Here is a 26742-nt window from a genome sequence, read left to right as displayed (position 1 = left end):
ATATTGAGTACGTGATACTAGAGTAGGTGTGGGAGTGATCTTTCCTCTTATATGCTAAGGGGAGGTTGGGTGGGTTCTTTCCGCCGCGGCTTTTCGCTAGCTGTGAATAGAGCACAGCAAAGAAGGCATCAAAAAAGCCGAGCACGTTTGTGCCCAGCTTTGGTGTAGGAGATGAGACTACTTGGTTTCGTTCATATATTTGCGGATTTCTTCATCGGAAAGTTGACCATGGTAGTCTTCTTTAAGCATTTTGAAGATGTTAGCTTCATTAGCGCCTAATTGTCGCATTCTATTAGCAGATTTTGTAAGATCCTCTATAGCTCTTTCTCGTTCAGTATCTCGAAGCATCGTTTGGAGTTTCATTTTGTCATCCCTCCATTCACTACTACCTACGTAGCGATCAATCTCTTTGTTGAGTCGAGCGATGAAAGTACTTGAGATATCAATTTCTCCGTTCATGAAGTCCAGAAATTGTTGCAATCCTTTATTGACATCCTTGTCTTTTTTGAATTTAAGAAAATCCAATGTGCACCAGTTTCTAACTTGATACTAGGATCATGATCTTCACGTGCACTGAATTCGTAACGAGTGCGGGTACGATAAAACGGATCGTAAGGACACAGGAAGATAATGTAAGTGTCTGCAATTTGATCGTAATTTAATCCACGATCTAAAGAGAATTTATCCATCTCTGCTTGATAATGGCGAAGACGCTTGCCAATGTATTCCTGACGTGCAACTTGCATTTCGATATCGAAAAGTCGACCTTCGTTATCTTTGGCCATAATGTCGAGTCTGACACTTTTTTCTTTTAACCCTTCATCCAATCACTTGTTGAGCTGTAACATCTTCAACTGATGTAAGGTTCAATTGTGGCAGAATTGACTGTAATAATTCCAGACAATTCTCCTTGTTTTTCATTACGTGGCCAAACACGATGTCTTTGGTAATACTTCTGTCGCTCGGTCCAACTTTTACTATTTTGTTTATCTTTAATTATATCCTTCTTTCTAAAAAAATAATATTATGAGAGCTCTCACTATTTATTACGCAAAAAAGGCGATTTTTTTCTGACGAATTTGAGATTTATACAATATGGAAGATATTGTTTCCAACAATAACATCGTCCTCAAAATTAAGGTGCAAATATGCATGTTTTATTCCTATTAAAATAACATAATTGAAATATTACTTTTATCATACAAATCAGCCGAATCCCTTGTTTTAAAATAACTTGCTAGATACAATAGAACTGTTAATAATAGGAGGAACCAACTTATGAAGAAGAGACTTTTGACCAGCATTGCTAGCGCAGTTATGTTGACTTCAGTAGCTACGCCAGTTGTAAACAATGCTATTAATATCGTTCACAGCCAAAAAGTTTCCGCAGCAACCACCGATGAACAAGCAGATTTTTTAAACAAGGCCGCAAAGCAAGCAGTAAGAGCTGCTAAGAAGTACGGTACTTATCCATCAGTCATGATCGCTCAAGCTATCGTTGAATCTGGCTGGGGTCAATCAGGTTTAGCAGTTAATGCGAACAATCTTTTTGGCATGAAGGCTGATGATAGTTGGACTGGTGCCACTTATACTTCTAAGACGCGTGAAGAAGATAAGAACGGCAAGAGTTATTACGTCACCGCTAAATTTAGAAAATACAATACATTGGAAGAATCATTCGAAGACAACGGACAAAAGTTGCGTGAAGGTGTGTCCTGGCAACCACTTCGCTACAAGGGTGCCTGGATCGAAAATGCCGACAACTATGCTCAAGCTACCAAGGCTTTAACTGGTACTTACGCAACTGATTCCAAGTATGATGCAGCTCTTAACTCAAGAATCACCGCTCACAATTTGAGCAAGTATGATCCAGTTGTCACTAAGACTGCTAAGGTTTACACCGTCGAAAAGGGCGGCTCAGTCTACAACTGGCCAACCGACCACTCAGTTGCTAGTCCAGTCGGCTCAGTTAAGCAAGGCGAAAAGGTTATTGTAACCAAGACCATTACCTATAATGATGGCTCATCCAGAATGTATATCGACGGCAAGGGCTGGATCAACGGCAGTGCTCTTGGCAAGGGCAAGAAGAGCAGTAGCAGTGAACCAATCACTCAAGCTCCAAAGGGTGCAACCAAGATCCAAAAGAACTTGATGCACAATGCCTACGTTTATGACAAGAACGGCAAGAAGCTCGCTGGCAAGATGTTCAAGGTGAGCGACGAAGAAGGCGCTAAGTTAATCAATACCTATGGCACCAAGACCATCAAAGGCAAGAGCTACTACCGTATTGGCGAAAATGAATACATCGCAGCCGGCAACATCGACGGTACTCTTAAGTTCTTGAAGCGTAATTCTTACGTTTACAACCAATACGGCAACCGTGATAACAGCTTGAAGCGCAAGAAGAACGAACAAGTTGCTACCTACGGTAGCGCCGTAACTATTAACGGTGCCAAGTACTACAGAATTGGTATCCGTCAATACATCAAGAAATCTAACTTCATGTAATAAAGGATGGTTTAGTGAAGCTAAAGAAATTAACGATCGCATTTATTGCGGCAATCAGTTTTATTGGTGCCTTTAGTTTTAATAATGAAGAAACTCAAGCGGCATCGATTAACACTGAAGCTAAGAAATATAAGTACAGCGGTGTTACTTATTTATACAAGGTGCTCAAACTTGAGGGTATCAAGTACAACAAATTCCCTGGCGTTGAATACCAAAATGGTAAACCAGAGGGAATTGTCGTTCACGAAACCGATGACCTTGGTGCTACTGCCCACGATGAAGCAATTTACTTCAACCGTGAATGGCAGAACATCCAGGCCTATGTTCATGCTTTCGTCGACAGTAAGCAAGTAATTCAGATGCGCTCACCCGACATGGGTACCTGGGGTGCAGGTCAGCAGGCGAACAACCGATTTATTCAAGTTGAATTGTGTGAAGAAGATAGTAGGGATGCATTTATTAAGTCAATTAATAATGATGCGATCTACATTGCTAAGCTTTTACACCGTTACGATTTGAAGCCGGACAATGCCTGCGATGATGGTCAAGGTACGATTTGGTCGCACCACGCCGTCAGCGACTTCCTTGGTGGCACTGACCACGTTGACCCCGATGGCTATTTTGAAAAATGGGGCTACAGCATGGATCAATTTTATTCATTGATTAAGTATTACTACGACTTGCAAAAGAAGAATACTCAATCTCAATCTAACTTGAAGAACAAGGATAAGGATCCAAACAAGACTAAGGAAGAAATCCCAGTTGTTCAAGGTGCTGTAACTTTAGGTCACGATGCTTACATCTATGATGCTAAGGGCAATAACACCAAGAAGCTCAAGTACGCCGGCAGTCCGGTTGTGGTCATGGGCTACAAGATGATCAATGGCAAGAAGTACTACCAGATTGGCAAAGACCAATACGTAGTTGCTTCTAACATTGACGCAACGCCTAAGACCGTAAATAAGGATACTTACTTACGTACTCGCACCGGTGAGATCGAGAAGCAAAACAAGGTCAATAAGGGCAGTCGAGTATTAGTCTACGGCAGCAAACTTACAATTAAAGGTCAAAAGTACTATGCACTTAATGCTACACAATATGTTTTAGCAAGTGACGTAAATTAAGAGAAAAATATGTCTTATTCCTAAAACGATGGGAATGAGGCATATTTTTTGTATAATGCATGTTGATTGAATGAGAAAAGGTGAGAGATATGGCACAATTATCGCTATTCTTAGTCGTATTATTGGCATTAATTATTCCAATATTTATGGCTCGTTTTCAAATTAGCAATGTCCCAACCGCGATAGCCGAAATTATCGTGGGGATTATCATGGGATCGAGCGGTTTCAACCTGATTTTTTCGACGCACGATCTGACTTTTTTGTCTAATCTGGGCGTGACCTTACTGATGTTTTTATCAGGGATGGAAATCGACTTCGATTTATTGCAAAGAAAGAATAATCCGAAGGGGAGATCACAAGCCGGAAAAATGGTGGATCCGCTGAAGACAGCCGTGATTGCCTTTAGTGGAATCGTCGTCATGGCTGTGGCCTTGGCCTTTGTTTTGAAATGGATCGGTTTGTTCAGCGAAGTTATGCTGGCTGCGATTATCTTGATGACCGTTGCTCTCGGCGTGGTGATTGCCACCTTGAAGGAAAAGGACATTTTGGGTCGGCCAATTGGCCAGACGATCCTGTTGACGGCTGTTCTTGGTGAAGTTATTCCACTGCTTTTGCTTACCATTTATGCATCAATCAACGGTGGTAATGCAGAACAATTATGGTTGATTATCTTGCTGTTTTTGGCCGCAATTTTTCTTTTGCGTAGATTTAAGCAACCATATTTGTGGTTTGCCAAGGTAACTAAGGCAACGACACAATTGGATATTCGTTTGGCATTTTTCTTGATTTTTGCTTTGGTTACCGTTGCCGAAACTGTTGGTGCCGAGAACATCTTGGGTGCTTTCTTGGCAGGTATGGTCATGAAGCTGCTTGAACCAAGTGAAGCAACTAAGGATAAGCTGACTTCAATTGGTTATGGTTTCTTTATTCCTATTTTCTTCATTATGACAGGGGTAAGATTGAATTTGCGTTCATTCTTGACCCATCCCTCAGCCTTAATGCTTTTGCCAGTCTTGGTTATCTTCTTATTGCTCGCTAAGTTGCCGGTTGTTTTAACCTACATGAGATTCTTTGAAAAGCGCAATGCTTTTGCCGGCGGCTTCTTAACTGCAACGACAATTACGATTGTTTTGCCAACCTTGCAAGTTGCGAGAAGATTGCACGCCATTACTTCAACGCAATCTGATGCCTTTATTTTGGCTGCAGTTATTGTATGTATTTTGAGTCCGATTGTCTTTAACTCAAGCTTCGTTTTGTCACCGGAAGACAGAATCAAGAAGACCGTTACCTTTATTGGGGCCAATGCCTTCACGGTGCCGGTTGCCCACGACTTGCACGATAATTGGTACTCAGTCAAGATTTATACTGCTAACAAGGTCAGTTATGAAACTTACGATAGCCGCGTTGATAATATTACCTTGTTGCCTGATTTGAATAAGGAGACCTTGGAGAAGGCCGGCGCATATGATTGTGATATCTTTGTGGCTGCCAGTCACACGGATGAGAATAATGCCGACTTGGCAAGGGATGCTAGAGAGATCGGAGTAGAGCGGGTTATTGCACGACTTAGTCAGGTTGATAGTGATATTGTTGATGAATTTAACCAAAGAGATATCGAGATTTTCAACTTTACCAATATTCGTTCTGCCTTGATGCGTGCGTTGATTGAATCACCAACTGTTTACCGGATTATTACTGATACGAAGAATGTGCTTTACTCAGTTAAGGTTACGAACACGCGGTACACTGGGCGTCCTTTGGCCGATTTGGACTTTATCGACAAGATTACGGTCAGTCGAATTTGGCGTGGAGATCAGTGGCTGGCTCCGCACGGCTGGACTGTGATTGAGCCGGGGGATGTTTTGGTCTTCTCTGGTGAATTCAAGGATGCTGATCAGGTACGGAATTTGTTGAGTAGTCATGAATAATTTTAGGGAAGTCATCCATTTGGATGGCTTTTTTGTTTGGAATGTATTCCAAATGAGAGGCAAAAGTGGCATTTATTTGGAATATGTTCCAAATAAAGGGCAAAAATCAGGTTTTTTTGGAGTATATTCCAAATGATGATAAAATTAAAGCAAGGGAAGTGAATAATATGGTAGAAAAACGATACGTTGCTAGAACTGAATACCTCGATTTTTTGAAGAGACACCAAGGTAAACACATTATTAAGGTCGTTTCTGGTGTAAGAAGATCAGGTAAATCAACTTTATTTTTACTATTTCGAGAATATCTTCGAGCTAGTGGTGTAGCACCTGAGCAAATAATTACCATTAATTTTGAAGATATGGCTAATGAACCTTTGCGTGATCCTCATGCTTTATATAAATATTTAACCAATCGTCTTGATGATGGCAAGATGACCTACATTTTTTTGGATGAAATTCAGCACGTTACTGATTTCGAAAAAGTAGTTGACTCATTGTTCATTAAAGACAACGTGGATTTATACATCACAGGCTCTAACGCTTATTTCTTAAGTGGTGAAATTGCGACATTGCTGACGGGTCGCTATGTGCAAATAAATATGTTGCCACTATCTTTCAAGGAATTTGTGGAATGGCACAAGCAGAACGATTTATTCACTAACGATACAGATATGTTCAATGAGTATTTGAAGAGCTCATTTCCTTATACATTGTTTGTCCAAGATGAACAAGAAAGAATGGAATATCTGCAGGGAATCTATTCGACAATTGTTTTAACCGACATTGTTACCAGACTTAAGGTGAGGGATGTCCCTGTTTTGGAGAGAGTAATCCGTACTTTGTTTAGTGATATTGGTAGTGCAATTTCAATTAGCAATATTGCTAATACCTTGAAAAGTGCTAAGCTGCCAGCAGACAATAAGACGATTGACCGATATGTGGAAGGCATTCTGAACAGCTTGCTAATGTACGAAGCTAAGCCATATGATATTCACGGCCGTTCGATTTTACGTGCTAACAGTAAATATTATGCTGTTGATTTGGGCTTGCGGCGTTTGCTTTTACCAGATCACCAACAAGATTATGGTCACATCATCGAGAACATTGTCTTTTTGGAATTGAAGAGCAGATATCCGCATGTTTATGTCGGTCGAAGCAATGATTTGGAAGTTGATTTTGTGGCATTGAATGTCAAAAATGAAGCAAGATATTTCCAAGTTGCTTTGACTACATTAGACGAAAAAGTGCTGGAAAGAGAGTTACGTCCGTTGAAACAAATCCATGATTCTTATCCGAAGTATTTATTGACGATGGATACTTTGAATAAGGATGTTAATTATGATGGTATTCAGAAGATGAATATTTTGGATTGGCTTTTGGAAAGAGATTAGAGAGCAAAAATAAAAGATTGATTATCAACGCTTTTGTAGCGAAGATAACCAATCTTTTTTAGTTTAATTTTTTATTCCTCAGAATTTCTTGCAGCGGTCAAAATTTGCATTGACTCAAGCGTATTTACAAATGCTTCATCAGCGTTCACCATATCATGATTATCGATGATCTCACTAAACGCATTAAACTCGCTCGTCATACGGTGGTCGTATTTATTCAAGTTGTAACGCTTAGGTTCTTTGCCTCGCATTTGTACTGTAAAGTTGTTAAGTTCGCCAGTTGAACCATCGATATAGATGCTGCCTTTTTCACCTTCAATGAATGAACGTGGCGTTACGTAACTATCCTTTGATGCGGTGAGGGATGCTTGCTTGTCAGGGTAGGACAAGTGCAAGATGCCTGATGTATCAACACCTTTTTGCATGTTTGCGTAATATTGAACCTTATCAGGCAAGCCGAACAAGGCCGCTACAAGGTGAATGTTATAGATGTTCAAATCCATCAAGGCACCACCATCTTTATTTGGATCAAAGACTGGTGCAATCTTACCTTCAAGGAAAGCATCATAACGGCTTGAGTATTGCGTATAGTTCATGTTGATAATATGAATTGGGGCAATATTCTTGAGCTCTTTTTGAATTTGCTTGAAGTTCTCCAAGTAAAGATTGGTGATTGCTTCAAGGATGATCAAATCTTTTTCATCGGCAAGTTGCTTCAATTCCTTGGCTTGAACCGTACTCTCAACAAATGGCTTTTCGCAGATGACATTTTTGCCGTGTTCTAGTGCCTCTTTGGCAATGTTATAGTGCAAGAAGTTTGGCACAGCAACATAAACCGTATCGACATCAGGATCTTCCATCAATTTTTTGTTGTCGGTGTAAGTTTTCTTAATGCCATATTGCTTAGCTAATTCCTGAGCAATATCTTTACTGCGAACAGTCGATGAAATTGCTACAAGTTCAAGATTGTTAATCTTATCTGCAGTCTTCAAAAAATCGTGGACGATCATTCCACTTCCGATAATTCCTAATTTCATAATTTAACCTCTACTTTTTCTTACTATTATTATCAGTTGTTGGCAATGACTTAGCATTAGTTGCGGAAGTTGGTACTTTTAAGAAGTCGTGGCTGCCAAAGTTACCGTAACTTTGACCAACCTTAACCGTCATCATCTTGCCCAGCTTCATGTTCACGAAAACGTTGAAGCCAGCCAATTTGTTGTCTCTAACGACAGTTTTTACAGTCATCTTCTTGTACTTGCCGTACTTTTGAATTTGCTTAAAGACCTTAGCTTGGTTTGAACTTTGAGCCACAGTGTTGAAAATAGGTGAAGCAGCTTTTTCCATTAAGTCCTTGTCTTTGATATTAGCAGTCAAAGTGTAAGTCTTTTCCTTCTTATTCCGCTTCATCTTGTACGCCTTAACCAAAGTATCGCTTGGGTTATGGATCAAGCGGTTATTCATAATTGCGTCAGTTAAGTCCGCATATGAGTGGCCCGTCAATTTTTCTAGATCAGCCTTGTACCAGGTATCACGACCATTTATGTAGACATTGTTCAAGTTGATCCATTCTTCACTAGAACTGGATTTACCCTTGCTGGTTGTTTGGTTAGTAATATGGTAGACAGTTGATTCACCACCAAAGGTAGTGTTAGCCAGAGCCACTTGGCTGGAAGTGTCAGTGCCCAATGTGACCGATTGAATGACCTGACCACTTCTAAAGCTCTTCTTCGCTTTTTGTACGACCTGACTCTTAGTTAAAACAGGATTGGGATTGGCCTTTTTCTGCTGACTGCAGCCGCCTAGTAAGAAGAGGGCGGCAAGTGAAATGCCAATAAATGTTTTTTTAAGTTTTGAATTCATAATTTTTCTCCTATTATTCCATACCTTTATTATAACTAAAAAAGCCCGAATCAACTTGGATTCGGACTTAGTATTAGTTGCTTTTGCTCATTTTTCCTAAATCGACTGCACCTTTTTTAACATTGGCTGGAACTTCCAGATGCTTAATTTGGTCGATTTGATCAGCATTCATGGTAAAGGTTCTATTTGTGCCTTCATCTTTATAGGTAGAAACCACCTTCACATCAGTGATGTGGTAGCTGTTATCAACGTCGATCAAAATTTCGTTGTTGATTGGTTTCACGTTGTCTAAATCGATGCCGATCAAAACCGTGATCGCAGAATCGGAGACGATGGCATTCCAAATTTTCTTATTGTTTCCTTTATAAGAGAGGGCATAATCGTTGCCATTGGGTTTAACTTTAAAACTCTTGCTGGTAGCAACGAATGGATCAAGCATGTTGTTTAAGCTATCTGTTAATACAGTATATGAATTGCTTTTACCAAGTTTTGTCTTAAACCAGTGGTTAGAACTAGTGCCTTTCATTTGGATGTAGCTGGTTTTGCCTTCGATCCACATCTTATAGTGGTTGGAAGCCGCTGCCACATTAGCGTAGATGACCGTTGGATCATTAACGTATTGGACTTCAGCTTTTTGGATCGTTGCGCCATTTTCAGTTTCGTCCCAAGTAGCATGCATAGAATCGAATTTAGTCTTTTGCGCCTTAGTTAAAATCGTCTTTGCACTTTGCAAAGTATTTTCTTTTTTAGTAGTAGTTTTATTGGTTGAACAGCCCGCTAAAAGCAGAACAAAAATGCCAATCAGGCCGATGATGAATTTTTTATTTTTGAATACCATAATTCCGCACTTCTTTTTTGATTAATATTTCTGTTCTAAGTTAGCACAAAAGGGCAAGTATTTGAAACAATGTCTAAAAATTAATGTTTTTTTGTCATTTCTCTATGAAAAAAACTGCGAAATGTGTAAAATATGGTTGAAACATTGAATTTTAAAAGGAGATATTTCATGTCAAAATTAGTTTTAATCCGTCACGGTCAAAGTGAATGGAACCTTTCAAACCAATTTACTGGTTGGGTTGACGTTAACCTTTCAGAAAAAGGTGTTGAAGAAGCTAAGAAGGCTGGTCGTTTAATCAAGGAACACGGTCTTGAATTTGACCAAGCTTACACTTCATTATTAACTCGTGCTATCAAGACTTTGCACTACGCACTTGAAGAAAGTGGCCAACTTTGGATTCCAGAAACTAAGACCTGGAGACTTAACGAACGTCACTACGGTGCTCTTCAAGGTTTGAACAAGAAGGCTACTGCTGAAAAGTACGGCGACGAACAAGTTCACATTTGGCGTCGTTCATACGATGTTTTGCCACCAGCAATTGATGACGACAACAAGTACAGCCAAGCTCACGACCGTCGTTACGCAAACTTGGACCCACACATCGTTCCTAAGGCAGAAAACTTACACGTATGTCTTGACCGTGTAATGCCATTCTGGGAAGATCACATTGCTCCAGACTTACTTGACGGCAAGAACGTAATTATCGCAGCTCACGGTAACTCACTTCGTGCTTTGACTAAGTACATCGAAAACATTTCTGACGATGACATCATGAACCTCGAAATGAAGACTGGTGAACCAGTAGTTTACACATTCGACGAAAACCTTGATGTTGTTAACAAGGAAAAGTTGGACGACTAATTAAATAGTGGTTATTCACACAAAAAGGACTTCGAATTTTCGGAGTTCTTTTTTTTAGGGTAAAAAAAGACATCCCCGGAAGGGATGCCCATTTTCATCAACTTGTTCCAAAAATTTTAATATATTATTCTATTTCATATTTTTTGAAACAAGTATATTATATTATAAATAAAGAAAAACTGCCATTTTTTTCTAAGAAAGGGGGCAAAAACATGAAGATCTTAGTAACTGGATTCGATCCTTTTGGTGGTGAAAAAATTAATCCAGCCATTGAAGCTGTAAAGAGACTGCCAGATGAAATTGATGGCAACCAAATAGTTAAGCTAGAAGTACCAACAATTTTTTATCAAAGCACAAAAGTTGTTAAAGAAAAAATTATTGCGGAAAAGCCAGACATGGTGATCAATGTTGGCCAAGCTGGCGGCCGAGCTGCAATTACACCAGAGCGAATCGCAATTAATTTTCAAGCAGGATCAACTCCTGATAATTCAGGCAAAGGTCCTAAAGAAGGCAAGATTGAATCTGATGGTGCTGATGGCTATTTCACTCAATTGCCAATTAAAAAGATGGTCACTGCAATGAGAAAAGCAGGTATCCCTGCCGAAGTCTCAAACTCAGCTGGGACTTACGTTTGCAACCACCTTTTCTACGAGGTGCAATATATGCGTGTGCACGATTTCCCTAAGTTAAAAGCCGGCTTCGTTCACATTCCATTTTTGCCTAGTCAAGCTAAAAATGGACGCCGTCCTTCCATGAATTTAGACGACATGGTGAAAGGTTTAACCGCTTCCATTAAAGTGGCAGTAGCTGACTAAAAATTGACAGTGACCCCTTTCAAGTGCTATTTTTGTCTTTGGAATTAAAGTTGGGAGAAAAATATGCAAACAATTGATGATTCTCTCTTTCAAGTCTCTGTCGATGAGAACGGGGCCAAAATGGCCCACTTAATATCAGTAACTGATAATTACGACTATCTCGGCGAAGACGGGACTAAAGAGGGTACGGCAATTGCTTTTCCAGTGATCAATCATGATAATGACTGGGCCAGCAAAATGCCTTGGACTGTCGTTGATAAAGGCGATACTCGAGTGAGTTTGACTCTAATTGATACACCGGAAAGCTACAAGAGTTTCCCGTATCACTTTGAAGTAATGACCACATATGTCTTGGAAGGTAACCAAGTCGAGATACGCTTTTTTCTAAAGAATTCTTCACATAAAGAAATGCCATTTTCACTAGGCTTTGTTCTACCAAATAATTGGCCGACCGAAGAGGGCATTAATAAGATTAGTTTAAATAATGGAAAATACGGAATTGATGTTGCTTCAACTGATTTTAAGTTAAATGTAGAAGAAGATCATGTTGCCGCATTTATAGATAAGATTAAGCTTGAAGCAGAAAGCAGTAAGACTTTTGCTTTAACCTTGACTTTGAAATAAAAATAAGTAACGATTTTAATAAGATATAGGAAGCAGGTCAGCGATGATTTGCTTTTTTTGTTATAATACACTAAATGTGAATTTACATATAGGTATGACTTATGGAGAAAAAAAGACAATATCATCCAAAAAGCACGCGAGTGCAAAATCATAAATATAGAAAACACCGCATTTGGCCGTGGATTCTTGGATTAGTTGTATTGGCTGCGATTGGTGTAGCAATTGCGTACTTTACTTCGGTTTACTTTAAGACGAAGAACGCAGTTGATAAGACCTACGATCCGCATACTGCAGTGAAAACTACAGGTGAATTTAATGGAAAGAAACGCTTCGCTGTTTTGCTCATGGGTACTGATACCGGTGCCTTAGATAGAACGGAAAAGCGGGGCAGAACCGATACCATGATTTTAGCTGTAGTTAACCCTACAAAGAAGCATTACACCTTGGTATCTATTCCGCGTGATACGATGGCGCAGATGATTGGTTATAAGGACGGTTTTAAGACCGAAAAGATCAATGCGGCCTATGAATTCGGTGGAGCCAAGATGTCGATGGACAGTATTTCAAAATTGATTAACGTGCCGATTAAATATTATGCCGTAGTTAACATGGGCGGAATCATGAAGATGATTCGTTATGTTGGCGGCATTAACATTCGACCAACACTCAGTTTTGAATATGGCGGCTATATCTTTAAGAAGGGCAAGTTAACGCACATGGGTGGTGCAGGTGCACTGGCCTACTCAAGAATGCGTTATGACGACCCACGAGGCGACTACGGCCGACAAGAAAGACAGCGTCAAGTTATTACGACTTTGATTAAAAAGGCTATTTCTGTCAGCTCGCTCTCGAATTTGGATTCAATCTTAACGTCAGTTTCAAGCAACGTTCGTACTAACTTGCCATTCAGCGCTTTGCAACAGATTGCGACGAATTATCGTGGCTGTGCTAAGACCTCTTCTAGTGACTATCTGCATGGTTATAATGCGATGATCGATGATGCTGCATATCAGGTTCAACCAACCAGTGAATTGCAGCGGATTTCTAATAAGGTTCGCTCAGAACTAGGCCTTGAAAGAGCAATCGTTGATAACAACGAAACTTACCAAAATGAGCGCAATATTGCTAATGGCTTTGATTTCAAGAGCGGCAAGACGCAAGACTATCATATTTATGACTACACAGAAAATACGACTACAACAGGAGATGATGATAATTGATGACGCCTATTTATGCGACGCTGATCGGTTATCTCTTTGGTAATTTCCTGACAGCGATGATTGTCGGAAAGATCTTTTTGAAAATAAATCCTACCCAATATGGTTCACATAATCCAGGAACGGCCAACATGGGTGCTGTTTTTGGTAAAAAATGGGGCATTCTAACATGTCTCGGTGATTTGCTTAAAAGCTTAATTGCCTTATTTATTGTTTACTTTGCTTTTCCAGCTCATATCAACATTGCCTTTTGCGGTTTAGGTTTGATTTTAGGACATTGTTTTCCGTTCTGGAATCATTTCCAAGGTGGCAAGGGAGTTGCGGTTGCAGCTCAGATCACAGTATTTTATGATTGGAAGGCTGGTTTTGCGACCTTGCTGGTGGCACTCGTGCTGACAGCAATCATGCAAAATTTGACGATTCCGCCTTTAGTGTTTATGCTTTTATTCGGTGTTTATGAATTTTTGCAAAACCAAGAGGCAGGAATCATCTTCATGGTGATTACTTTGATCATGGTCTTCAAGTTCTGGAAGGATATCGTTGATTTCTTTACCGGTCACGGCAAGAAGGTCGATATCTTGTACTCGATTAAGAAGAAGCTTGGGATCAAGAGCAAGTAATTGGCAAAAAAGAATTTTTAGTAAGGACATAGACTAAGAAAATGAGTGAGATTAAGAATAAAAAATCACTAAATGTTGTCCAAATTATTTGTATAATTGTGGCAGCATTTTTCATGCTAGTGCAAATGTTCTCATGGGGAAAGCTGTTTGGTAGATTGCCACTCAGCACTTTAATGAGATTCATTCCAGGGCTGCTTGGTCGAAGCACAATGGTGCTGGTGCCAATGGTCTTTGGGGCTGTCTACAGCAAGAAGAAGGTCCATCCAACTGAGGCCATCAGATTCTGGATTATGGCAGTTGTCACACTAGTATTGCTGTACTTGGCTAACTTTATTAAGCGGCCAGGCAGCTTTAACATGTGGAAGTTGTGGGGCGTATTTTTCCCAGTATTGACTAGTACGTCAGTACTGCTTGCCGGACTGATCTTCAGTATGCTGGCTCAGCCTTATATCTACGAACTGCAACACCGCATTACCGTTAAGCAAAACCTGCTTTTGCTTAGTGCATTGACTTTGGTTGGCTTTGCGACTAACGCAGGTACAATGATTTTCAACTACTCCATCTATGGGATATACCTAATCTTGTACTTCGCATGGGGTATGTTTTTAGCCAACGTTAAGATTCCTAAGAAGGTCTTCGGCTGGACGATCGGTGCCGGCATCGTATCATTCTTCGTAATGTTTATCGGTGTTCCCGGTTTTAACGGTGTTTACTGGTACCAACGTTTATCTGGTCGTAGTGGTGTTTATTCTTGGAATCCAAGATTCTTAAGCAACGTTACATCACCATTTCTATTCTTAATGGTTCTTGCCGCATTTCTGATTTTCAGAAAAGTAATCGTTAGCTTCTCTGCTAAAGAAATGCACTTCTTTATTCCGGTAGTCATCTTTATGGATGCACCAGTCATTGGTGGGTTCGTAAGATCATTCTGCTTTACTGGCAGTGCCGGATTTAACAAGTTCTTGATGATTGTCATCATGACGCTTGTTGCCTTTGTTTTGAGCTACTTGTATGAAAAATACCTGTTCAAGATAAAGCCAGTTAAAAACGCAATTACATTCTTTAATAAACATGATAATCTTGCGCAAATCGTCGAAGATCTTTGGGGTAAGTTCACTGCTTGGGTTGTAGAAAACAGAGTAAGACTTCTTACTTGGGGTTGGTTCTACATCTTGAGTTTTGCCTCATTCTTGATCGAATCAGACAATTTACGTATTCAAATTACGACTGCTACTGATATCAACGCAGTTATCTTCTTGCTCGGGACTAGATTCTTCGCCATCATTTTGACGGCTATCTTCCTCGATGCAATGTTTGCGATTTTCTACTTCATTACTACACGTTACTGGACTTCAACAGTTTTAGTCAGCGTAATCACTATTGGTTGGCTATCGCCAACAAGATTAAGTTGAACCTTCGTGGTGAACCAATTTACCCAACTGAAATTGATGAAATCGTAAACTGGAAGACTTTACTTCCAATGGTCGGTGAAAAGACAGTAATTATGGTTGCTGTTGCTTTGATCATCATCATTGCATTATGTGTCTTCCTTGAAATCAAGTTTCCAATTAAGAAAAAGGGCTCATGGAAACGTCGTGGTATTTGGGCATTGCTCAGCTTGCTCTTATTCATGACTCCGATGCGCTTCAACCACGATGGCGGTATGATCTACCACATTAACCGTGGTTTCGACAACAAGCAATCATTCAGAAACCCTGAACGTGATATTCAAATTAACGGTCCATTATTGAACTTCTTGAACTACTTCGACTTGCAAATCATGAACAAGCCGGCCAACTATTCACAAGCTACAATTAATCATTTGGACCAAAAGTACAGCAAACTTGCTGACGAAATTAACAAGACAAGAAAGAATACTTTAAAGGATCAAACTATTGTCTACAACTTGAGTGAAAGCTTCGTTGATCCATATACTTTCCCAACTATCAAGATTGATCCAAAGGCTCCAAACCCAGTTAAGTTTATCCAATCAATGAAGAAACGTGCCACATACGGTAGCATGCTTAGTGCCGGTTACGGTGGTGGTACTGCCAACATGGAATGGGAAACTTTGACCGGATTTAACATGGGTATGTTCAAGTCAACCTTGACTCCATACGTTCAAGTTGTACCAAACTATGACTTCTACCCAACCATTGGTATGGACTTCAACTACAAGTCAGCTGTCCACCCATTCATTGGTACTTACTACTCAAGAGTAGAAGACTACAAGAGATTTAAGTTTAACAAGTTCGTTTACCTTGGTTCTAAATACAAGATCATTGATCAAAAGAAACTTGGTAAGAGTACTTACAACTCTGACTTCACTACTTATGCTAACGGTTTGAGACAAATCAACAGCATGAAGGGCGGTCAATTTATTAACTTGATCTCAATTCAAAACCACATGCCTTACAACAACTGGTATCCAAACAACGAATACATGGGTAAGGTATCTGGTGAACTCTTCAACACTGCCGCTGTTCGTGAGCAAATGGCAACTTACATCAAGGGTACGCAATACACCGACAAGGCAGTTAAGAAGTTTATTGGTCAAATTGATAAGATCAAGAAGCCAATTACCATTGTCTTCTACGGTGACCACTACCCAAGTATCTTGTCACAAAACTACACTGGCAGATATCCTGTTCAAATGCACTCAACTCGCTACTTCATTTACTCAAACAAGTACGCAAGACAACACGGTGCTAAGAACAAGTTGACTCACAACACTAACTTCGTCAACACTAGTGACTTCACTGCTATGATGCTTGAACAAACTAACACTAAAGTAACTCCTTACCAAGCACTTTTGACTGAAGTTCACGAGAAGCTTCCTGCAATTACCATTAACTTCAATGGTGACAAGGGCTTCCAATTGGTTGACCAAAAGGGTCACTTTGTAGATCCTAAGAAGTTGACTTCAGAACAACAAGCTATATTGAACGATTACGAAATGGTTCAATATGATATGACCGCTGGTCAAGCTTATGGTTTGAAGGCTAAAGGCTTCTACAAGATGAACAATTAAAGTAAATAAGAAAATCCCACTAAAGTGATTATTCACTAAAGTGGGATTTTTTCTGTCTAGAAATATATTAAACTCCTAAGTTTTTAAAGTAACCGTCTAGATTATCTATCTTGTTATCATCATCAGGAATTGAACCATTTATGATAGCAAGCTCTTTAAGCATTGTCTTTTTACTTTCTTCATCGATTTTGAGATTTTTTGAATCAGTTGTCATAGCTAATCCTTCTTTCGAATGCTTTGTTTATAAATATTATACTAACTGAGAGTCTATGAAATAGCGAAAATGCTATATCGTTTTACGCTATTTAAGTAAATGATAAAATAGACATAAGTTCAAAAAGAAAAAACTAATTTTAATATAGGTGAATAACATGAAGAGATTTATGACGATGGCACTTGCTAGTGCTGCAATGCTTGGACTTACTTCTACAACTGTTCAAGCTGGTACATATAATCCTAAGAATACAACTAGTTTTAGTATTAATCAGCGTAACTATGTAGCTAAGGGCAGGGTCTACAAGTTGCGCTTGCCGGTAGCTGGTCGTTTGATTACTAACGGCGATGTTACTTTGAAGAATAGTATGGAATGGACATGTATTCCTTATGGTAAAAACAAAAACACATATTACTTGCGTAAGGGCACATACTACTTGACTAGTTCAAAGAATGCTAATGTGAAGACTACTTTCACTCGTTTGACCAAGGTTCGCAAGAGTTTAGAAACTTACGTTGAAACTCAAAAGAATAATGACAATAGTGGTCAAAATGCTAGAAAGATCGAAGTTGGTCAAAAGATTAAAGCCATGGGTGAGATGTACAATTACGATAATATCGATTACTATCGCTTTACGATTGATTCACCTCAAATGGTCACAATGAAGATGACTAACAATCCAATTTATCAATCTGGAAAAGGCAATATCTTCAGCAAGATGGATGTAGTTATGTTTAATGATAATAATCCTGTTGGGGATGGTACTATTCTTTATCCAGAGCAATTTAAAGTTAACGGCAATAAGACTGCTAGCCAAAGTTGGTATTTAGCTAAAGGTACTTATTACTTTAGCGTAAGTACACGTGGTCTTTATAATTTCCAATTGACTGCAGTTACTGATACACGTATAGTGCCAGCTGATACTGAGATTGAATCTTTGAAGGATACTAAAGATGGCGTAGTTGCTACGTTGAGGGATGCACTTCATGCCAAGACTTATGAACTTGCATGGCGTGAAAAGGGTTCAAAGAGAGCTGCATTTTCTTCTAGCAGCAATACTACAGAAGTAAGCACAGCTCCAACTACACGCAATTTAGAAGTGAATGGCCATGAAATTCCAGTAAGAATGGGTAATAAATTGGTTAATGGTCAAACTTACGAATTTGCTGCTCGTGGCGTAAGTAATCCAAAATATATTCGTTACGGTAACCCAGAAACTAACAATTACTTTGGCGCTTGGACTAAGATTGTAGAGCACACTTACTATGCTCCTTCTGATGCAACACCAGGTGCGGTTAATTTAACAACTGCTCAAGCAGACAATACTTACCATAATATCCACGTTGCTTGGAACAAGATTGATTCCGCTCAAAGTTACCGTGCTGCATATCGTCAAAAGGGTACAAGCAAGTGGTACTACGAAGTTACTGACCAAGCTTCTAATGCCGTTACAGGTATTACTAGAAATAGAACTTACGAAGTGAAGTTGCAAGCTTTAAACGGAAAGCAAGAAGGTCCATGGTCAGCTGTAAAAGAAGTTTTCTTGAAATAGTAGTTGACTAAAATAGTTTTTCTAGTTAAGATCATACTTAACGATAAGTAGCAAATCGATTCAGCGTTCAGAGAACTAGCGGTAGGTGTGAGCTAGACAGGTCGATTTTGACGAAATACTGATAGGGTGGTTTCTTTATCAACCATTATGAGATGCCAATTTGGCATGAACGTGGTGGTACCACGGCTAAAGATGATAATTAGTCGTCCCTTGAGATTTATTCTTGAGGGACGTTTTTTATTGGAGGAAAAACATGGCAAAATTTGATATTTTAGAAGACTTGAAGTGGCGCGGCGCCATTAACCAAGAAACTGACGAAGAAGGTTTAAAGAAGTACTTAGCTGAACATGATAATTTGGCTCTTTACTGTGGTACTGACCCAACTGGTGACTCACTTCACATCGGTCACCTTATCCCATTCATGATTTTGAAGAGATTCCAAATGGCAGGTTACCACCCAGTAATCTTAATCGGTGGTGGTACTGGTGCAATCGGTGACCCATCAGGCCGTAAGACTGAACGTGTTCTTCAAACTGCAGAACAAGTTAAGCACAACGAAGAAAGCTTAACTAATCAAATGAAGAAGTTGTTTGGTACTGAAAACTTCGAAATCAGAAACAACGCAGAATGGCTTAGCAAGCTTAACTTGATCGACTTCTTGCGTGACTACGGTAAGTACTTCCAAGTTAACAACATGATCAACAAGGACGTTGTTGCTAGCCGTCTTGAAAATGGTATTTCATTTACTGAATTTACTTACCAAATTTTGCAAGCTATCGACTTCTACCACTTGAACAAGGACGATGGCGTTCAATTACAAATCGGTGGTAGTGACCAATGGGGTAACATCACTGCTGGTATAGACTTGATCCACAAGCTTGAAGGTCCAGATCGTCCAGCATTTGGTTTGACTATTCCTTTGATGCTTAAGGCTGACGGTACTAAGTTTGGTAAATCAGCTGGTGGTGCTGTATGGCTTGATCCTAAGAAGACTAGTCCTTACGAATTCTACCAATTCTGGATTAACCAAGACGACCGTGATGTTGTTAAGTACCTTAAGTACTTCACTTTCCTTAGCCGTGAAGAAATCGAAGACTTGGCTGAAAAGACTGAAAAGGAACCTTGGAAGCGTGCAGCTCAAAAGAAGCTTGCTGAAGAAGTTACTAAGTTCGTTCATGGTGAAGATGGCTTGAAGGAAGCTCAAATGATTACTGACGCTTTATTCTCAGGCGATATCAAGAACTTGTCAGTAACTCAAATTGAACAAGGTTTGAAGAATGCTCCAAGTGCTGAAGCAGGTAGCGAAAAGAAGAACTTGGTTGACTTTTTAGTTGATACCAAGATCGAACCTTCAAAGCGTCAAGCTCGTGAAGATATTAAGAACGGTGCCATCTACGTTAACGGTGATCGTGAACAAAGCGTAGACTTTGACGTTGATCCATCAAGCGCATTTGATGGTAAGTACGTAATTATCCGTAAGGGTAAGAGAAAGTACACTTTGGTAACTATTAAGTAATTAAAGATATATTTTTAAAATAAAATATATCTTTAAAAATAGAGGGTTTTGACCCTCCATTTTTTTGCCCTTTTTTAATGCTATACGATTTTTGAAAAATATTTTTTATGCCTAAAAAAGTAAAATAATATTTTACTAATTAAATTGTTATTTTTAATATTGTTCAAGTAGTTTAGAATTGTTATTCACAAATTCACATTATAACTATATTAATACACAAATATAAATAATACTAGTGTATAAATATGCACATATATAATTTAGAAACGGTGGTATATAGCAATATTTAAAGGCACATCCTTATCATGAAAAATTGTGAAATTATTAACTAAATTATTTACTTTTTGATGAAAGGTGTTATAGTAAAAGCGTAAAGAAAAAACGAGTAAATAAAAAGAGGTTATTAAAATGCTAGAATCTAGAAAAGCTTTAAAAGTTATTTCAAGTTTGGTAATCGGTTTAAGTCTTGTCGGTGTTGGTAGTGGCGTTGTTCAAGCTACTTCATTCACTGCTCCAAAGCTAGGTGCTGCAGAAGTTGTTCCAACTGACCCTTCAATTAAGAAAGGCGACAAGATTTTCGTAGTTGTAAAAGATACTAAGAATCAAAAAGTCGCTGTTTACAACCAAGACGCTAAGAAGACCGGTGCTAAGGTAACCATGGCTCAACTTACACCGCTAAGGCAGTTAAGAAAGTTAACAGCAAAAAGATTGTTAAGATCAACAAGAGTCAATGGTTGAACACCAAGGACGTTGTTAAGATCTAACTTCAAAATTTTACTTAATATGAAATTTAATAACCTCGAATTATTTCTTATTTTCGAACTCTTGGATTAGGAAATTTAAAAAGGCGAAGGTATTCACTTCGAATATCCTTGCCTTTTTTGTTACAATAAAGACGCCGCTTTAGCTCAATAGGTAGAGCACCGCCGTGGTAAGGAGGAGGTTCCCAGTTCAAACCTGGGAAGCGGCTTTTTTTAATGGGCAAAATAATGCTAAAATGATGGCAATTAGTATTAAATGATTTTTAACGAGAAAGGATCTCATATGAAACACGAGCTGACAATGGCAGAAATTGCCAAATTCCAAAAAGAATATGAAAAAGAACCACAAAATCGCGTAGCAGAACTTGCAGTCGTTAATAACGGCGTACAAAAGGCAAGTTTTAACACTGAAGGCGTAAGAAAATTAAACCGCACTTTTTCAATTGAAATTCCAACTGACAACGTCACTGATCAAAAGCAATCAGGTCGTTGCTGGTTGTTTGCGGCATTGAACACACTTCGTCATGATTTTGCTAAAAAGTACAATGCTAAGAACTTTACCTTTTCACAAAACTACCTCTTCTTCTGGGACAGAGTAGAACGTGCTAACATTTTCTTTGATAATATCTTGAATACTGCCGACCGTCCACTTGATGACCGTACCGTTCATACTTACATGCAAGGTCCAGATACTGATGGTGGTCAATGGGCAATGGCTGTTTCTTTGATCAGAAAATATGGTTTAGTGCCAACTTATGCTCAAGATGAAAGTTTTACTGCTAACAACACTGCAATGTTCAACAGAACTTTGAACATGAAGTTGCGCGAAGATGGTCTTGTTTTGCGTAAGCTTGCTCAAGAAAATAAGACTGATGAAATTGAAGAAAAGCGCCAAGAATTTTTGAGCGAAGTTTACCGCATGGCTGTGATTGCCTTTGGTGAACCAGTTCAAAAATTTGATCTTGAATTTAAGGATGACGATGGCAAGTATCACTTTGATGGTGATTTGACTCCACTTGATTTCTTCCACAATTACTTTACTGATGATCTTGATGACTACGTTGTTTTATTTAACGCACCAGACCACGAATTTGATAAGCTTTACGCTCTTCCATTCGAAGACAACGTTGAAGGCGGTACTCCTGTTCAATTCTTGAACACTGAAATCGACAACTTGAAGGAAGCTGCAATTAAGCAACTTGAAGCTGGCGAAACTATTTGGTTCGGTTGTGATGTTGGTAAAGACAGCGACCGTCAAAAGGGTATTTTATCTAAAGGCCTTTACCAAACTGATGCCATTTTCAACATTGAAACTAAGTTGAATAAAAAAGAGCGCCTGCAAACTGGGGCATCTGGTTCAACTCACGCTATGACTTTGGTTGGTGTTGATGTCGTTGATGGCAAGCCTCGTCAATGGAAAATTGAGAACTCATGGGGCACAAAAGTTGGTGAAAAGGGCTACTTCGTAATGGATGACGACTGGTTCAACGAATACCTCTTCAAGGTTGTGGTTAAGAAGCAATACGTACCAGAAAAATTGGTTAAGATTTGGGAAGGCGAAGCTACCCCAGTAGAAGCATGGGACTCAATGGCATAATGGACATCGATCAAGTCATTCAATTTACCAAGGATCATTTAAAAGACGAAAAAACCGGACATGATTTTTATCACGGTCAACGTGTAGCTAACTTGGCTAGCAGGATGTATCTGGAAGATCATCCTGATGCTCATGAGGATAGCCGGATAGTGGCCATTATTAAAACTGGCGGCTACTTGCACGACACGATTGATGAAAAGATTTGTGCCGATCCAGAAAAGGTCGTTGCCGAGATTAAAGAATTATTGCCTAAAGTGGGCTTTAATGATTTGGAAATCTGGGACATCTTGTTTACGATCCAGCACATGTCCTTTTCTGCCAATATTGAACATCACTATAATTTGCCTCTGTCAGGCAAGTATGTTCAAGATGCGGACCGCTTGGAAAGTCTCGGTGCCATCGGCATTGCTCGTGCTTTTACCTATGGTGGTAAGCATGGTAACAAAATCTATGATCCTGAGATTAAGCCAGTCAAGTTAGTGAGTCATGACCAATATCGTGGTCATGTCGAGACAACGATTAACCACTTTTATGAGAAACTTTTTCATTTAACCGATTTAATGAACACCTCAGCCGCTAAAAAAGAGGCTGAAAGACGGACCGATTACATGCGTAATTTCGTTCAAGAGTTCATGGATGAGTGGAATGTCTGAAAAAAAGTTTAATAATTAATAAGCCTTGATGCTGTAGCATTGAGGCTTATTTCTTTACTTAAATATTTACTAAAGATTAAAAAAAACTTGCAAATTAAAAAATAGCAATATATACTTATAAACAACTTAAGAAATTCTATTATTTTTTTCATAAATGAGAGGGGAAATAATATGAAGTTTACAAAATTATTTGCTGCAGGGGCAACAGTTCTTATCGCTGGTGCCACACTAGCAGCGTGTGGTAGCAACAGTAACAGCAGTTCATCAGGCAACTCTTCTGCAAAGAAGAGCATCAACTGGATGGATTCAGCCGAAATTCCAACTATGGATATTTCAAAGGCTACCGACGTTACTAGTTTTAACCAATTGGGTAACGTTGAAGAAGGTCTTTACCGTTTAGGCAAGAACTCCAAGGTTGAAAATGCTTTGGCAACTAGCACCAAGGTTTCTAAAGACGGCAAGACTTGGACTTTTACTTTACGTCCTTCAAAATGGTCAAACGGTGACAAGTTAACTGCTAAGGACTTCGTATATTCTTGGCGTAGAACTGTCAACCCAAAGACTGCTTCACAATATGCCTACTTATTTGAGGGAATTCATAATGCCACTCAAATTTCAGCTGGTAAAGCCCCAGTTAACAGCTTAGGTATCAAGGCCGTTGGTGATAACAAGTTAGTTGTTACATTGGATAAGCGTATTCCATACTTTAAGCTTTTGATGGGCTTCCCACTATTCTTCCCACAAAACCAAAAGGTTGTCGAAGCTAACGGTTCTAAGTACGGTACTTCATCAAGCACCACTGCTTTCAACGGTCCATTCGTACAAAAGGGCTGGACAGGTTCAAACCTTTCATGGAAGTTAGTTAAGAACAAGAACTACTGGGACAAGAAGAATGTTAAGTTGAACACCATTAACTACAGTGTCCAAAAGACTCCTTCAACAGCTTACAACTTGTACCAATCAAACAAGCTTGACGCAACTGTTTTGGACGCACAACAAACTAAGAACTTGAAACACAATGCAGGCTACACATTGCGTGACACAGCTGCAACATTCTACGTTCAATTTAACCAAAGAAGAAAGATCTTCAAGAACGAAAACTTGCGTAAAGCTATCTCAATGTCAATTAACAGAAAAGCTTTGTCTAACGCTTTAGGTGGTTCAAACACTCCAGCTGACAGTTTAACTGCTAAGGGTGTAGTTAACCACGATGGTAAGGATTGGGCTTCAGTAGTTGGTGATAAGGAAAGTGCTTCTTACAACCCAACTGAAGCTAAGAAGCTTTACAAGAAGGCTTTGAAAGAATTAGGCGTAAAGAGCGTTTCATTCTCAATCCTTTCAGACGATACTGATGCAGGTCAAAAGACTACTGAAACTCTTCAAAGTCAATTAGAAGAAAACTTGAAGGGCATGAAGGTTTCTGTCGCAAACGTACCATTTAAGACTCGTTTGAACCGTTCAACTAACGGTAACTTCGACCTCGTAGTATCAGGTTGGTCAGCTGACTTCGCCGATCCAATTTCATTCGTTGACTTGTTCACTAGCAAGAACGCTAACAACAACGGTAAGTGGAGCAACGCTCAATACGACAAGTTGATTGCTGATTCTAAGACTACTGCAGATACTACTAAGCGTTGGAACGATCTTGAAAAGGCTGAAAAGATCTTGCTTAATGAAGAAGGTATCGCACCTCTTTACTACAAGACTGAAGCATGGCTTGTACGTCCAGACATCAAGGGTATCGTCTACAACGGTGCTGGTTTGAACTATAACTTCAAGAACGCTTACGTAGATTAAATTCATAGTACTTTGACAGGAAAAGAGTAGCTTTAATCAGCTACTCTTTTTTGCATATTCGGAGGATAAGAAAATGAGTAAATTCCGAAAATTAATGGCAGCCGGTGTTGTAACTTTAGCCGGAGCTGCATTGGCAGCCTGTGGCAACAATAGTAGTTCATCATCAGCCGGTGGTGGTAAAAAGACTTTAAACTGGATGGATAAAACAGAAATTGAAGGTATGGATGTAGCTAAGGTTACAGATGCCACTAGTTTTACCCAATTGAACAATACGATGGAAGGTCTTTATCGTTTAGGTAAAAATTCTAAAGTTGAGAATGCTTTGGCTACTAAAACTACTACCAGTAAAGATGGCAGGACTTGGACATTTACTTTACGTAAAGATGATAAGTGGTCAAACGGTGATCCAGTAACTGCTAAGACTTCGTCTATTCTTGGCGTAGAACCGTTACTCCAAGCACTGGTTCACAATATTCATACTTATTCTCGGGTATTGAAAATGCGGATGCCATTGTAGCTGGTAAAAAGAAGCCAAATACTCTGGGTATTAAAGCTGTTGGTGAAGACAAACTTGTTGTAACTTTGGATAAACGTATTCCATACTTTAAGCTTTTGATGGGCTTCCCACTATTTTTCCCACAAAACCAAAAGGCAGTAGAACAATATGGCAAGAGCTATGGTACTTCATCAAAGACTACTGTTTACAACGGCCCATTCGTACAAAAGGGTTGGACAGGTTCAAACCTTTCATGGAAACTTGTTAAGAACAAAAACTACTGGGACAAGAAGAACGTCAAGCTGAATACAATTAACTACAGCGTGCAAAAGACGCCTTCAACCGACTACAACCTTTACCAATCAGGCAAGCTTGATGCAGCCTTGCTTGGTCCTCAAGCTTCAAAGGAATTGAAGAATCAAAAGGGCTACACTTTGAGAAAGACTGCATCTACGATTTACCTTGAAATGAACCAAAAGAAAACACCATTTAACAACGAAAACTTCAGAAAGGCTCTTTCTTTAGCAATCAATAGAAAAGAATTGGCTAACTCTGTTGGTGGGGCCGCAGAACCTGCCGACACGCTTTCTCCAGAAAACATGACCGAAGTGAAGGGTAAAGACTACACCGACCTTGTTAGAGGTACTGCTACTAAGCAATTTAATACCTACAACAAGAAACAAGCTCAAGCCTACTGGAAGAAGGCTCAAAAAGAGTTGGGTAAGAAGAGCGTAAGCTTCTCAATCTTGACTTACGATGACGATGCTTCAAAGAAGGGCGGCGAATTCTTGCAAAGTTCAATCGAATCTGCTTTGAAGGGTGTCAACGTCAGAGTTCAAAGCATTCCTAAGAAGACTGCCTTAGACCACGCCGGAAGCGGTGACTACGATGTCTTCTTGATGGGGTGGACTGCCGACTTCTCAGACCCAATTTCATTCTTGGACTTGAACACTTCTAAGAACTCGCAAAACTGGGAAAAGTACTCAGATTCGACTTATGATAAGCTTGTCGCAGAATCTAAGGTAACTCCTAGTGAAACCACTCGTTGGAACGACTTGGTTAAGGCTGAACAAAGAATTATCAGCACTCAGGGTGTTACTCCTTTGTACCACCCAGAAGAAGCTTGGATGGTTCGTTCAACCGTCAAGGGCGTTGTCTACAACGGTGCCGGTGCTCCTTACAACTTTAAGGAAGCATATGTTGAAAACTAATCATAACAATAAACAAAAATAATCTCCTCTCTTAAGTAAAAAGCAGACTGAAAAAATTCAGCCTGCTTTTATTTTTACCCTTGAAAATTGGTTGATCTCCTAGTAAAGTATAGCTAATAATTTTT

20 protein-coding genes, 1 tRNA gene and 3 pseudogenes are annotated in these 26742 nt (G+C 39.4%); 18 read left to right on the top strand and 6 right to left on the bottom strand.

Features of this window, described 5'->3' with window-relative positions; translation table 11 throughout:
- Nucleotides 1-177 precede the first annotated feature (177 nt).
- The gene (locus JCM1039_RS10635; RefSeq protein ID WP_155831113.1) at nt 178-480 is read right to left on the bottom strand and encodes a hypothetical protein; all 303 of its coding nucleotides are present in this window, start codon (nt 478-480) and stop codon (nt 178-180) included.
- Nucleotides 456-827 carry an Rpn family recombination-promoting nuclease/putative transposase gene (locus tag JCM1039_RS11675; protein WP_162253165.1) on the bottom strand — a complete coding sequence of 124 codons (372 nt, stop codon included), beginning with the start codon at nt 825-827 and terminating at the stop codon, nt 456-458. The genes JCM1039_RS10635 and JCM1039_RS11675 overlap by 25 nt, the downstream gene beginning before the upstream one ends.
- Before the next feature lie 451 nt (nt 828-1278).
- Between JCM1039_RS11675 and JCM1039_RS04335 the strand changes: the two genes are divergently transcribed.
- The 4 genes from JCM1039_RS04335 to JCM1039_RS04320 all read left to right on the top strand — a co-directional run bounded on the left by JCM1039_RS04335 (nt 1279) and on the right by JCM1039_RS04320 (nt 6951).
- Nucleotides 1279-2508 carry a glucosaminidase domain-containing protein gene (locus JCM1039_RS04335; RefSeq protein ID WP_025014800.1) on the top strand — a complete coding sequence of 410 codons (1230 nt, stop codon included), beginning with the start codon at nt 1279-1281 and terminating at the stop codon, nt 2506-2508.
- Nucleotides 2509-2522: 14 nt separating this feature from the next.
- Complete coding sequence (locus JCM1039_RS04330; RefSeq protein ID WP_025014799.1) at nt 2523-3632, top strand: SLAP domain-containing protein; 1110 nt, start codon at nt 2523-2525, stop codon at nt 3630-3632.
- A gap of 89 nt (nt 3633-3721) precedes the next feature.
- Entirely contained in the window at nt 3722-5560 is a 1839-nt protein-coding gene (locus JCM1039_RS04325; RefSeq protein WP_025014798.1) for a monovalent cation:proton antiporter family protein, read from the top strand.
- Nucleotides 5561-5727: 167 nt separating this feature from the next.
- Nucleotides 5728-6951: an ATP-binding protein gene (locus JCM1039_RS04320; RefSeq protein ID WP_025014797.1), complete on the top strand. Its 1224-nt coding sequence runs from the start codon at nt 5728-5730 to the stop codon at nt 6949-6951.
- A gap of 71 nt (nt 6952-7022) precedes the next feature.
- Here JCM1039_RS04320 and JCM1039_RS04315 read toward each other — a convergent pair whose 3' ends face one another.
- The 3 genes from JCM1039_RS04315 to JCM1039_RS04305 form a co-directional block, all read right to left on the bottom strand.
- A complete protein-coding gene (locus JCM1039_RS04315; protein WP_025014796.1) occupies nt 7023-7988 on the bottom strand; it encodes a Gfo/Idh/MocA family protein in 966 nt (321 codons plus the stop codon).
- A gap of 10 nt (nt 7989-7998) precedes the next feature.
- Complete coding sequence (locus JCM1039_RS04310; RefSeq protein WP_025014795.1) at nt 7999-8814, bottom strand: hypothetical protein; 816 nt, start codon at nt 8812-8814, stop codon at nt 7999-8001.
- A 73-nt stretch (nt 8815-8887) separates the two neighbouring features.
- A complete protein-coding gene (locus tag JCM1039_RS04305) occupies nt 8888-9652 on the bottom strand; it encodes a DUF6612 family protein (protein ID WP_025014794.1) in 765 nt (254 codons plus the stop codon).
- A 168-nt stretch (nt 9653-9820) separates the two neighbouring features.
- On the opposite strand from JCM1039_RS04305, the gene JCM1039_RS04300 reads away from it, so the two are divergent.
- The 6 genes and pseudogenes from JCM1039_RS04300 (at nt 9821) to JCM1039_RS10625 (ending at nt 16820) form a co-directional block, all read left to right on the top strand.
- The gene (locus JCM1039_RS04300; protein ID WP_025014793.1) at nt 9821-10513 is read left to right on the top strand and encodes a 2,3-diphosphoglycerate-dependent phosphoglycerate mutase; all 693 of its coding nucleotides are present in this window, start codon (nt 9821-9823) and stop codon (nt 10511-10513) included.
- A 212-nt stretch (nt 10514-10725) separates the two neighbouring features.
- Nucleotides 10726-11328 (top strand): pyroglutamyl-peptidase I, encoded by a 603-nt coding sequence (pcp, locus tag JCM1039_RS04295; protein ID WP_025014792.1) that lies wholly within the window; start codon nt 10726-10728, stop codon nt 11326-11328.
- Between the two features lie 63 nt (nt 11329-11391).
- Nucleotides 11392-11952, top strand: coding sequence for an aldose epimerase family protein (locus JCM1039_RS04290; protein WP_025014791.1), 561 nt, complete (start codon nt 11392-11394; stop codon nt 11950-11952).
- Nucleotides 11953-12053: 101 nt separating this feature from the next.
- A complete protein-coding gene (locus JCM1039_RS04285) occupies nt 12054-13172 on the top strand; it encodes an LCP family glycopolymer transferase (protein WP_025014790.1) in 1119 nt (372 codons plus the stop codon).
- Nucleotides 13172-13789: a glycerol-3-phosphate acyltransferase gene (locus JCM1039_RS04280; RefSeq protein ID WP_025014789.1), complete on the top strand. Its 618-nt coding sequence runs from the start codon at nt 13172-13174 to the stop codon at nt 13787-13789. The genes JCM1039_RS04285 and JCM1039_RS04280 overlap by 1 nt, the downstream gene beginning before the upstream one ends.
- Before the next feature lie 41 nt (nt 13790-13830).
- Nucleotides 13831-16820 (top strand): annotated as a pseudogene (locus JCM1039_RS10625) (sulfatase-like hydrolase/transferase).
- A 67-nt stretch (nt 16821-16887) separates the two neighbouring features.
- Here the strand turns inward: JCM1039_RS10625 and JCM1039_RS12370 are convergent.
- The gene (locus JCM1039_RS12370; protein WP_167330318.1) at nt 16888-17034 is read right to left on the bottom strand and encodes a hypothetical protein; all 147 of its coding nucleotides are present in this window, start codon (nt 17032-17034) and stop codon (nt 16888-16890) included.
- 157 nt (nt 17035-17191) lie between these two features.
- On the opposite strand from JCM1039_RS12370, the gene JCM1039_RS04265 reads away from it, so the two are divergent.
- The 8 genes and pseudogenes from JCM1039_RS04265 (at nt 17192) to JCM1039_RS10615 (ending at nt 26617) form a co-directional block, all read left to right on the top strand.
- On the top strand, nt 17192-18586 hold the full coding sequence (locus tag JCM1039_RS04265; protein WP_025014788.1) for a fibronectin type III domain-containing protein: 1395 nt from the start codon (nt 17192-17194) through the stop codon (nt 18584-18586).
- A gap of 253 nt (nt 18587-18839) precedes the next feature.
- Nucleotides 18840-20102 carry a tyrosine--tRNA ligase gene (tyrS, locus tag JCM1039_RS04260; RefSeq protein WP_025014787.1) on the top strand — a complete coding sequence of 421 codons (1263 nt, stop codon included), beginning with the start codon at nt 18840-18842 and terminating at the stop codon, nt 20100-20102.
- Between the two features lie 408 nt (nt 20103-20510).
- Nucleotides 20511-20866 (top strand): annotated as a pseudogene (locus JCM1039_RS10620) (hypothetical protein).
- 133 nt (nt 20867-20999) lie between these two features.
- Nucleotides 21000-21072: transfer RNA gene (locus tag JCM1039_RS04250), tRNA-Thr, on the top strand.
- A 74-nt stretch (nt 21073-21146) separates the two neighbouring features.
- A complete protein-coding gene (locus tag JCM1039_RS04245; protein ID WP_025014786.1) occupies nt 21147-22460 on the top strand; it encodes a C1 family peptidase in 1314 nt (437 codons plus the stop codon).
- Nucleotides 22460-23113 (top strand): HD domain-containing protein, encoded by a 654-nt coding sequence (locus JCM1039_RS04240; protein WP_025014785.1) that lies wholly within the window; start codon nt 22460-22462, stop codon nt 23111-23113. Before JCM1039_RS04245 ends, JCM1039_RS04240 begins: the two co-directional genes overlap by 1 nt.
- Before the next feature lie 171 nt (nt 23114-23284).
- A complete protein-coding gene (locus JCM1039_RS04235; protein WP_025014784.1) occupies nt 23285-24910 on the top strand; it encodes a peptide ABC transporter substrate-binding protein in 1626 nt (541 codons plus the stop codon).
- Nucleotides 24911-24983: 73 nt separating this feature from the next.
- A pseudogene (locus tag JCM1039_RS10615) lies at nt 24984-26617 on the top strand (peptide ABC transporter substrate-binding protein).
- Nucleotides 26618-26742 lie beyond the last annotated feature (125 nt).

Origin of the sequence: Lactobacillus kitasatonis DSM 16761 = JCM 1039, from assembly GCF_000615285.1 — a bacterium.
Lineage (GTDB): Bacteria > Bacillota > Bacilli > Lactobacillales > Lactobacillaceae > Lactobacillus > Lactobacillus kitasatonis.
The sequence above is the reverse complement of the archived record's forward strand: the minus strand, read 5'-3'. Positions and strand labels throughout refer to the sequence as shown.